Below are 8905 nucleotides of genomic sequence, written 5' to 3' on the forward strand. Positions count from 1 at the left end.
AGACAGGGCGAGGGGGGGCGCGATAACCGCGCCAGGGGCAAGCGCACTGAATACAGGGGAAGAGGGGACGATTACTGAGCCAATCCGATTCGGTTCTTACCAATAATTGAGTAGTCTTGATTTATATTTTCGGAATAAGGAATAGTGAAGCTGCTGGATAAAGGACATTTTCGCAGCAATAGGGCTGTTATTGGCAATTTGGATTAGGGGTATGTTTTATGCCTGACTCTAAGAAAATTGGAATGGCCATTGAGGCCCTCAGGGATGGCAGGCCTATACTTGTGTTTGACTTTGAGGGAAGGGAGGGCGAGGCGGATATAATAGTCCATGCCTCAAGCGCAACGCCTGACATAATCGCCATGATGAGGCAGGATGCAGGCGGGCTTGTCTGCCTAGCAACTGACAACCGGGTCGCAAAAAAGATAGGGTTACCATACCTGGCAGACCTTTACTCAAAAAATAGTAATCCGCTTTTGAGAAAGATTGCGTATGGGAAAACAAGGTACGGCGACAAGCCGGCTTTCTCAGTTTCGATAAATTCGGTGAAGGCATTTACAGGGATTACTGACAACGACAGGGCAATGACTGCAAAGGCTTTTGCAAAAGTTGCTGAAAGCGCAAATGGCATGAAAAAGGAATTTGAAGGCGGCTTCAAGTCGCCAGGGCATGTGCAGCTTCTAATTGGAAAGGGCCTAAAGCACAGGAAAGGGCACACTGAGCTTTCCCTTGAGCTTGCAAGAAAGGCGGGGCTTGCCCCTGCAGTGCTTTTGTGCGAGATGCTTTGCAACAGCGGCGGAAAGTGCGGCAGGGGATGCGGCAAGGCGCTTGCAAAAAAAGAAGCAGATGAATATGCAAGGAAAAACAGGCTTGTTTTTATAGAAGGCAGGGACATAATAGCCTGAAAAAGGCAAGGGAAAGGCAAAGGGGAATTTTGGCACTCTGCCTTTTGGAAGCAGTTGATTGCATGGTCAATAGGCTAAAAATCGGGTTGGCTGACACTACTTTTGCGCGGGCAGACATGGCAGGCTTCGCGATAGACGAAATAAACAGGAAGTTTCCTGATTTGCAAAAGGAATTCGTGAGGCGCACTGTTCCTGGCATAAAGGATCTGCCTGTCGAGTGCAAGCTTTTGTATGAGCGGGACAAATGCGACATGGTGATTGCATTCGGGATGGTTGGCAAAGAGGCTGTTGACAAGACATGCGGGCATGAGGCGTCTTTAGGCCTCCAGTGGGCAAAACTAATGACAAACAAGCATATTGTCGAGGTATTCGTGCATGAGGATGAGGGGAAAAACGAAAAGGATTTAGGCTCAATTTTTGAGGACAGGGCAAGAAAGCACGCCATAAATGCGGTGCTGCTTGCAACAAACCAGCAGGAGCTGACAAAATACGCAGGGCTGGGCTTAAGGCAAGGAAGAATGCATGTTGGAAAGATAGTTCGCGAGTAGGCGGGAGTTTTATGATTAAGCTTGCGATAATCGTCTGCGATTTTAACGAGGAGATAACCAAGAGAATGGAGAGGGCGGCACTCGTTCATGCGGCCATGCTTGGCGCAAAGGTTGGCAAGGTTTATCATGTGCCAGGTGCATTTGACGCGCCATTTGCGCTAAAAATAGCCCTTGCAAAAAAAAATGTCGATGCCTGCATTGTGCTTGGGGCCGTGGTAAAAGGAAAGACCGACCATGATGAAGTAGTTGTTGAGGCGTGCGCGTCTGCAATTTCAAAGCTTAGCCTTGAATTTGGAAAGCCTGTTGGCTTTGGGGTGATTGGCCCTGATGCGACTTGGGCATACGCAAAAAAAGTGTCCGAAGAATATGCAAAGAGGGCTGTTGGCGCGGCAGTGGAATTAAGCAGGCTAAAGTAAGTGGAGAAATGAATGGAAAACTTCGGCTTGCAGTTTGATGAGTTCGGCTTAGATTGAAGTGATTTTCTGGATAAAGACGAACTTTTTATGAAAAAAGCAATTGGGCTTGCATTGTTGGCAGACCCAACCCCAAACCCGCATGTTGGAGCGCTTGTTGTTAAAAGCGGGAAAGTTATTGCGACCGGTTTTCACAAAATGGCCGGGATGGCGCATGCGGAGATAGAAGCAATAAGAAAGCTTGGCAGAACGGAAAAACATGTTGTTTCAAAGGCAAAGGGCGCAACGCTTTTTGTGACACTTGAGCCCTGCTCGCATTATGGCAGGACACCGCCTTGTACGCAGGCAATTATTAAAGCCGGTTTTTCAAGGGTTGTTTTTGGGGCAGGCGACCCAACTGCAAAAAACTCAGGCAGCAAGGGCGCAAGAGAATTGATGGCTGCGGGGATTGAGGTAAAGGGGGGCGTGCTTGCAGGCAAGTGCCTTGAAATAAATCCGTATTTTGAAAAGCTTGCAAGAACCGGCCTTCCATACGTATCTGTCAAGTGGGCAATGTCTGCAGACGGCAAGATTGCCACAAGGACAGGCGACTCAAAATGGATAACAGGCAATAATTCAAGATGGCGTGTTCAGGGGCTTAGGGCAAGGCATGATGCAGTGCTTGTTGGGATTGGGACTGTTATGAAGGATGACGCACGCCTGACTGTAAGGCAGGGGGGGCGCGATAAGGTTATTCGGCAGCCATATAGGGTTGTACTTGACACTGGCTTGAAAATACCGTTAAATGCAAAAGCCATAGGAACAGACGGCAGGCTTGTTGTTGCAACATGCTCAAAGGACAAGGACAGGATTAGGATGCTTGAAAGAAAGAGGGTGCGCGTGCTTGTATTTGGCGGCGAAAAAATACCGATAAAAAAACTTCTTGAAAAACTTGCAAGTCTTGACATCTCAAGTGTTCTTGTTGAGGGTGGCGGGGAGACGATTGCAAGCTTTGCATTTGATAAAAAAAATTCTGGGGCCGGGTTTGTTGACATGTTCTACTTTTTCATTGCCCCCAAGCTGATTGGCGGCAGGGAGGCAAAAACCCCGGTTGAGGGAAGCGGCATTGGAAGAATGCGGCAGGCAAAAAATCTTGTTTTTAAAAGCGTTGAGAAAATCGGGGACGACTTGCTTATTGTGGCAAAGCCAGCAAATCAGAAAAACTTTGAATAGATTTTCCCCAAAGACTTTAAAACAAGCACGCCAAAATTGTTTTAGTCACACAATAATTAATGCAATTTGATAGAGCTAGCTTTCGATTGGATTGCTGGCTTACGGCATGGTATTGTGGATTTGCAATTGGATGTTGCGGAATTGCGGCAAGTATTGGTTTGCAAAGGGTTTTGTTTATGGCATTGCCAGAATCAAAGTTAATCCGCCAGGAGCAAATAATTCGCGACATGCAGCTGACAAGCGAGGTAAAGATGACTAAAAAATCGCTTGTCAGGTATGTGGCACTTTCCCTTGGGCTTATTTTACCTGGCGAGAGCAGGACTCTGATGCTCGATATTCTTGAGGCGCTGATGTTTGCCCATTTTGAGGAGCAGCCGCCAGACATCCACCAGCTGCTTGCAAGGATTGCAAAAATCCAGAGTATAGAGGTGGAGAAGGTCAATCCCAAAGCAGTGCGCTACCACACACTTGAGCTGAAAAAGCGCGGTATAATTGAGAGAAAGGAGCACAAGTACTGCTTTACAATGCCGCCGCTTGCAGACGAGCCTGATTTGGGGGCTGCACTTGAGCATGTGTATTTGGAAAACTGCAAAACTTCTTTTGAGAAGATAAAAAAGGCGATAGGGACGCTGGAAAGCATGAGATAAACCAGCGTAAAAAGCGCTTGACACTGAGGAGCATGCGATAAGGGCGATGGAATTGGGTGGTACAGGCAGTTATTGGATAAGCTTGGAAAAACAAAAGCGATGAATACTGCATCAAAATAGGAACTGCCTATGTGAACTGCGTACTTGCACCAGGAAGCTTTGCAAGGTCTGACAGCGTAATTCGGATTAGAGCTGGACAGGTTGTAAGGGCATTGGGCAAATGCACCCCGGAATTTTACAAAAAGCTTGCAGGCAGAATGATAAGCCCGATAGAATAAAGAAACTTCTTTTGCCAAGTTGATTGCTGGTTTGATGCAAAGCATTGCTGGCTTGTCAAGTTTACATATCGGGTCTTTTGAGAAAGCCATCTTCCCTCATCAGTTTGACAACGGCAAGCGCGTATTCTGGCATAAAGTCGAATTTTCCCTGGCTCCCAAGCATCAGGTACTGTGAAAGCCTGTTTGTCTGGATGGAATAGCCCCGGTCAATATTATACTTCAAGAAAAGGCTATTGGACGAATCAAGGCTTGCCCCATAATATGGGTAGCGCGATTTGATTATGGCTTTTTGGCTTTCAGCATTGGAATATTGCGTATGCAAAGTGCTTGCAAATTTGCCAAAAATGCGGCGGATGTTTTCCCAAGGAGGGTTGAGCATGCGTGATATCTGCCTTGCGGCATCATCAAAGTTTCCTTCCGGAACAACCAGTATTTCATTTGTAAAGAAAAGATTGTCAAGCTCCATGCAAATTTGCGGATTCAGATGGCCCTGCGCTTTTGGCTTGAAATATTGCAGATAGGTTGGGTCGATTATGACGCGCTTTCCCTGGAAAACTGATGCAAGCAAGGTGTGATTCCAAAGAACGCTTTCATGAACTTCAAACAAGTGTCCTTTGGACTCAAGAAGAAACTGGAGTATTGCAGATGCCTCGTTGCAAAGGCCGCGCCTTAGGATTGAGTTTCCGGGGTTTTCATTTGAGATTAAAGGGGCAAACAAACAGCGGCTTTTGGCAATAGCATGGAGATACTTGACAAGGTAGGGTTTGAGGGATTTTGCATCTTGCCTAATTTTATCCAGATGGTTTTTAGGCAGGCAGGCAAGCGGCTGTTTTGAACAAATAACAGTGCTTTTGCTTGTGGCTTGATGCTGGCGCGCATCAGAGTTTGCATTGTAAATCGGTTGCATGGAAAAACCTGAAATGCCCTAAAATTCATATCCTTCTTTTTGAAGCAAATGTGCAAGCTGCATATGGGAATACAGAAGTTTTGTGATGTCTTTCCAGCTTGCCATGTCTTTGTGCAGCTGATAGGGATTTTCATCATAATGCGAAAGGGTGTAAATTGACTTGAGGGTTTTAAGCAATTGGGCTTTTGGAATGCCTAAAGAGTGGTACCTTAGTTTTGCAAGCTCAATGACACGCTCAAGTGGCATCTGCGAGCAGTACTGTTTGGCAAGTGCAGGAAACTGTTTTAGGGCTTTGGCATTAGCCTTGTCAAACCATTTTGCGAGCCTGGCAAGCGTGCCTTTTTGTATAACAAGTATCTCCTGCTTTGGCAAAAGCATTGAGTCAAGCCGTTTTTCAAGCTCACGTGAGCCAATTGAACTGTTGGCATTAAAAAAATGCTAGAGATATGTCGGGTCAATTATTATTGAAGCGTCCTTACATGGTTTTGCAAGCACAACATGCCCAAGAACCGCATTGGTGTATTCGGTGAAATTGTGGCCTTTATTCCCTAGCAGGTATGCAAGTATGCCGCAGGCAACGCCGCAAAAAGGGTATTTGAGGGCATTTTCCTTTAAAGGAACAAAATAGGGATTGAGTTCATATTCGCCAGGAAATGAGATTGCAAAAACCGCCTTTTCAAGTGCCGGCTTAAAAGCAAGGATGTCCATGCCAAGCTTTTTTGCGTAACTGTGCTTTGGTTTGAAATAAATTGGTTTCATGTTTGCATTTTTTTTGATTGGATGTGGAAACTGCATTTTCTCTTGCTTGAGTTTTGAATGGAAAGGGCTTTCAGTCGGTGCTTTAGAAGACCCAATTGCGCAAATAATAAGTCTTGAGCCGCGCATATGAATCAACGTTCCTATTCGCTTTTGATGATGGACCAGATTTTTGGCTTTTCGAGATTTGGCGCAAGCTGGATAAAGCCGTCTTTAGCAAGCTCACTGACAAGAAGATTTTTTTCACATGATTGGTTTGGATAATCCGCCATAAGCCGGTCAACTACGAGAAGCGGGTTATTGTTTAATTTGAAATACAAAGACTCGTTCCAGATGCCTAAAAAAAACCGTACAAGCTCAATGCGTGACTTGCCGCATTTTTCGAGCTGCGAAACAAGTGAGTCGGCAAGCAGGGAAGCATATGCATTTGAGTCGGCACTATTTAGGACAAGCACCTCCTCCTTGGGAAAATACTTGCCGTCAATGCCAAGGATGTGGAAAAACTGCAGATGTGTTGGGTCGACAAGTATTTTTTCGCCGTTATGCTCAACCCCCACAAGCGAATGCAAGCCTTTGCAAAGCTCGAAGGAGTTGTAACCGCGAGTTTTAAGCAGGAATGCCAAGGCTTCGGTTGCCTTCACACAAACGCCCTGGTGAAGAATATTGTCAGGGCTTTTATCGATGATTTGGTCATGAAGATAATGCAAGGCCATGTATTTTTTCAAAAATGGCGTGAGCTGCTGCACGTCGCACCTGAGCCTTTGGATAAAGATTTCGTTTTGTTTGTATAACATGCTTTGGGTTTTTGCCTGAAAGTAAGTGGTAAGAACCGACAGCTGTCGATAGCATACCAGACCTGGGTGAAAAACTTTTGTCATTTGGGTCACTTTGCAGATTTTGTGAAGGACGATTGGCTTCGTTGATAAGTTTATGTTATAATTTATGGGAATTAAGGTATATAAACGATTGCATTGAGGGTTAACAGAAACAAGGCAGATGGAAGTTAGTTCGTCAAAAGTCAAATAGGGCTTCGATAGATTTAAAAGGGTGGGATTTGAAAATTTGAGATAGGGAAATTGATCAAAATTGCTTAGTGCAAAAAATATAAACCTGATTAAGAATGGTGTAAAAATGGAAAAATTGACAGTGCAGATCGCAGGTGAAATTTCAGTATCCGACACGCCTGGGGGAACAATGAAAAAGTGGCGCGAGATATTTGGCATCACCCAGTCAGAGCTAGGCAGGCATCTCAAAATTTCAGCATCTACAATATCAGATTACGAAGGAAACCGAAGGCGCTCGCCAGGCACTGCAGTCATTCGGCGCTTTGTTGAGTCAATAATTGCAATAGACAAGGATAGGGGAAGCCAGGTTGTCACAAAACTTACACATCCAGAGGAAAACTCGGAGAAATTCTTTGAGGTTCACGAGTTTGCAACAAGCATTAGCGCCATTGACTTTGCAAAGCTTGTGAACGGCAAGGTTGTTGCAAATGACGAGCTTATGAAAGTCAAAAAGCTCTATGGCTACACGGTTATTGACAGCCTAAAAGTGATACTTGAGATGCCCTATACTCACTACCCAAGGCTTTACGGCTCCATGTCAGAGCGCGCATTCATCTTCACAAGGGTATCAACAGGCCGCTCGCCTTTGGTTGTTGTCAGAGTCACGCCAATGAAGCCAAGCATCATAGTCCTCCATGGGATTGACGAAGTTGACGAGCTAGCACTCAAGCTTGCGGAAAAGGAGCAAATACCCGTGGTAACAACCAAGGTTGACATTGGAAAAATCAAAGACACGCTCAACAAGATATAGGGGGAGGCAAAGCCGAAAATTCCGGCTGCCGTGCCTGGTTTGCTTGAAAAACATTGCACTTTGCATGTGATTTGCCGATTTGACTTGTTTGTAATTGCAGTGCCAAATTGACTGGCATCAATTTGTAGCTTAATGATTTTTGCAGGGTGATTCTTATGATAGCAGGCATTGTAGGTTATGGCGCATATGTGCCAAAATACAGGATTAAGGTAGAGGAAATAGCCGCAGTGTGGGGCGAGGAGGCAGACAGGATAAAATCCGGCCTTGGGGTCCAGGAAAAATCCGTGCCCGACATTGATGAGGACTCTGCAACGATGTCTGTTGAGGCTGCGCGGATTGCCATAAAAAGGGCTAAAATCGAGCCATCTTCCATAGGTGCGGTTTTCGTAGGCTCAGAGTCGCACCCATATGCAGTGAAGCCTACTGCAACCATAGTGGCACAGGCAATAGGCGCAACCCCAAACCTGACTGCGGCAGACACTGAGTTTGCCTGCAAGGCAGGAACAGTTTCAATGCAGATTTGCTGCGGCTATGTTGCAAGCAAAATGGTAAACTACGGCCTTGCAATAGGGGCAGACACATCGCAGGGAAGGCCTGGCGACGCCCTTGAATACACAGCATCCGCAGGCGCTGCGGCATTTGTGATAGGCAGTGAGAAAAAAGAAACACTTGCAAGCATAGATGCAACCTACTCTTATACAACCGACACTCCGGATTTTTGGAGGCGCCAGCATGCAGAATTCCCAACGCACGGTGGCAGGTTCACAGGCGCACCAGGCTATTTCAAGCACCTGATGGGCGGGGTGCAGGGGCTTTTTGAAAAGACAAACACGCTTGCAAAGGACTATGACTACTTTGTTTTCCACCAGCCCAATGGAAAGTTCCCAATTGAGGCTGCAAAAAAGCTTGGCATTGAAGTTGAGAAGCTTAAAGCCGGGCTCAAGACACCGGTAATTGGAAATACATATTCAGCCGCATCCCCGATTGGGCTGTGCGCAGTGCTTGACATTGCAAAGCAGGGGGAAAAGATACTTGTTGCCTCTTTTGGCTCGGGGGCAGGCTCTGATGCGTTTGCAATAACTGTCACGGATTTGGTTGAGGAAAAAAGGAAAATTGGGCCTGCCGTGGAAAGCTTTGTGCAAAACAAGGAGTACCTCAGCTATGCGCTTTATGCAAAGCACAGGAGAAAACTCAAAAGCCTTTGAGAAGAGGGCAACGGGCTTGTCTGAAGTGGGTTGAATTCGATAAAAATTATCTTTTATGGTGGTCAAGATGAGAAAAGTTGCGGTTGTTGGAGTTGGCATGTCCAAGTTTGGCGAGGACTGGAGCAGGGGCTTTAGGGACATGATTATTGATGCAGGTGCAAGTGCGCTAAACGACGCAAAAATACACGGGGACAAGATTGATGGCATGTTCATAGGCACAAT

Annotated in this window: 12 protein-coding genes; 8 read left to right on the plus strand and 4 right to left on the minus strand. The window is 46.0% G+C overall.

Annotation, left to right across the window (positions count from 1 at the left end; genetic code table 11):
- The first annotated feature begins 218 nt into the window (after positions 1–218).
- The 5 genes from ribB (at position 219) to FJZ26_02385 (ending at position 3722) form a co-directional block, all read left to right on the plus strand.
- Positions 219–902 (plus strand): 3,4-dihydroxy-2-butanone-4-phosphate synthase, encoded by a 684-nt coding sequence (gene ribB, locus FJZ26_02365; GenBank protein ID MBM3229250.1) that lies wholly within the window; start codon positions 219–221, stop codon positions 900–902.
- A gap of 62 nt (positions 903–964) precedes the next feature.
- Positions 965–1450 (plus strand): riboflavin synthase, encoded by a 486-nt coding sequence (locus tag FJZ26_02370; protein MBM3229251.1) that lies wholly within the window; start codon positions 965–967, stop codon positions 1448–1450.
- Between the two features lie 11 nt (positions 1451–1461).
- The gene (gene ribH, locus FJZ26_02375; GenBank protein ID MBM3229252.1) at positions 1462–1866 is read left to right on the plus strand and encodes a 6,7-dimethyl-8-ribityllumazine synthase; all 405 of its coding nucleotides are present in this window, start codon (positions 1462–1464) and stop codon (positions 1864–1866) included.
- A gap of 87 nt (positions 1867–1953) precedes the next feature.
- The gene (gene ribD, locus FJZ26_02380; protein ID MBM3229253.1) at positions 1954–3075 is read left to right on the plus strand and encodes a bifunctional diaminohydroxyphosphoribosylaminopyrimidine deaminase/5-amino-6-(5-phosphoribosylamino)uracil reductase RibD; all 1122 of its coding nucleotides are present in this window, start codon (positions 1954–1956) and stop codon (positions 3073–3075) included.
- A gap of 176 nt (positions 3076–3251) precedes the next feature.
- Positions 3252–3722 carry a hypothetical protein gene (locus FJZ26_02385; protein ID MBM3229254.1) on the plus strand — a complete coding sequence of 157 codons (471 nt, stop codon included), beginning with the start codon at positions 3252–3254 and terminating at the stop codon, positions 3720–3722.
- A gap of 339 nt (positions 3723–4061) precedes the next feature.
- On the opposite strand, the gene FJZ26_02390 is transcribed toward FJZ26_02385, so the two are convergent.
- The 4 genes from FJZ26_02390 to FJZ26_02405 all read right to left on the minus strand — a co-directional run bounded on the left by FJZ26_02390 (position 4062) and on the right by FJZ26_02405 (position 6541).
- Positions 4062–4907: a hypothetical protein gene (locus tag FJZ26_02390; protein MBM3229255.1), complete on the minus strand. Its 846-nt coding sequence runs from the start codon at positions 4905–4907 to the stop codon at positions 4062–4064.
- Between the two features lie 18 nt (positions 4908–4925).
- The gene (locus FJZ26_02395) at positions 4926–5285 is read right to left on the minus strand and encodes a hypothetical protein (protein MBM3229256.1); all 360 of its coding nucleotides are present in this window, start codon (positions 5283–5285) and stop codon (positions 4926–4928) included.
- A gap of 60 nt (positions 5286–5345) precedes the next feature.
- A complete protein-coding gene (locus tag FJZ26_02400; protein MBM3229257.1) occupies positions 5346–5615 on the minus strand; it encodes a hypothetical protein in 270 nt (89 codons plus the stop codon).
- 191 nt (positions 5616–5806) lie between these two features.
- Positions 5807–6541, minus strand: coding sequence for a hypothetical protein (locus FJZ26_02405; GenBank protein ID MBM3229258.1), 735 nt, complete (start codon positions 6539–6541; stop codon positions 5807–5809).
- 253 nt (positions 6542–6794) lie between these two features.
- Between FJZ26_02405 and FJZ26_02410 the strand changes: the two genes are divergently transcribed.
- From FJZ26_02410 to FJZ26_02420, 3 genes are all read left to right on the plus strand, one after another.
- A complete protein-coding gene (locus FJZ26_02410; GenBank protein ID MBM3229259.1) occupies positions 6795–7478 on the plus strand; it encodes a helix-turn-helix domain-containing protein in 684 nt (227 codons plus the stop codon).
- Between the two features lie 158 nt (positions 7479–7636).
- The gene (locus FJZ26_02415; protein ID MBM3229260.1) at positions 7637–8683 is read left to right on the plus strand and encodes a hydroxymethylglutaryl-CoA synthase; all 1047 of its coding nucleotides are present in this window, start codon (positions 7637–7639) and stop codon (positions 8681–8683) included.
- Between the two features lie 67 nt (positions 8684–8750).
- The coding region (locus tag FJZ26_02420; GenBank protein MBM3229261.1) for a thiolase domain-containing protein at positions 8751–8905 on the plus strand (155 nt) is incomplete at its 3' end.

The sequence above is a fragment of the Candidatus Parvarchaeota archaeon genome (assembly GCA_016866895.1).
In the GTDB taxonomy this organism is placed as follows: domain Archaea; phylum Micrarchaeota; class Micrarchaeia; order Anstonellales; family VGKX01; genus VGKX01.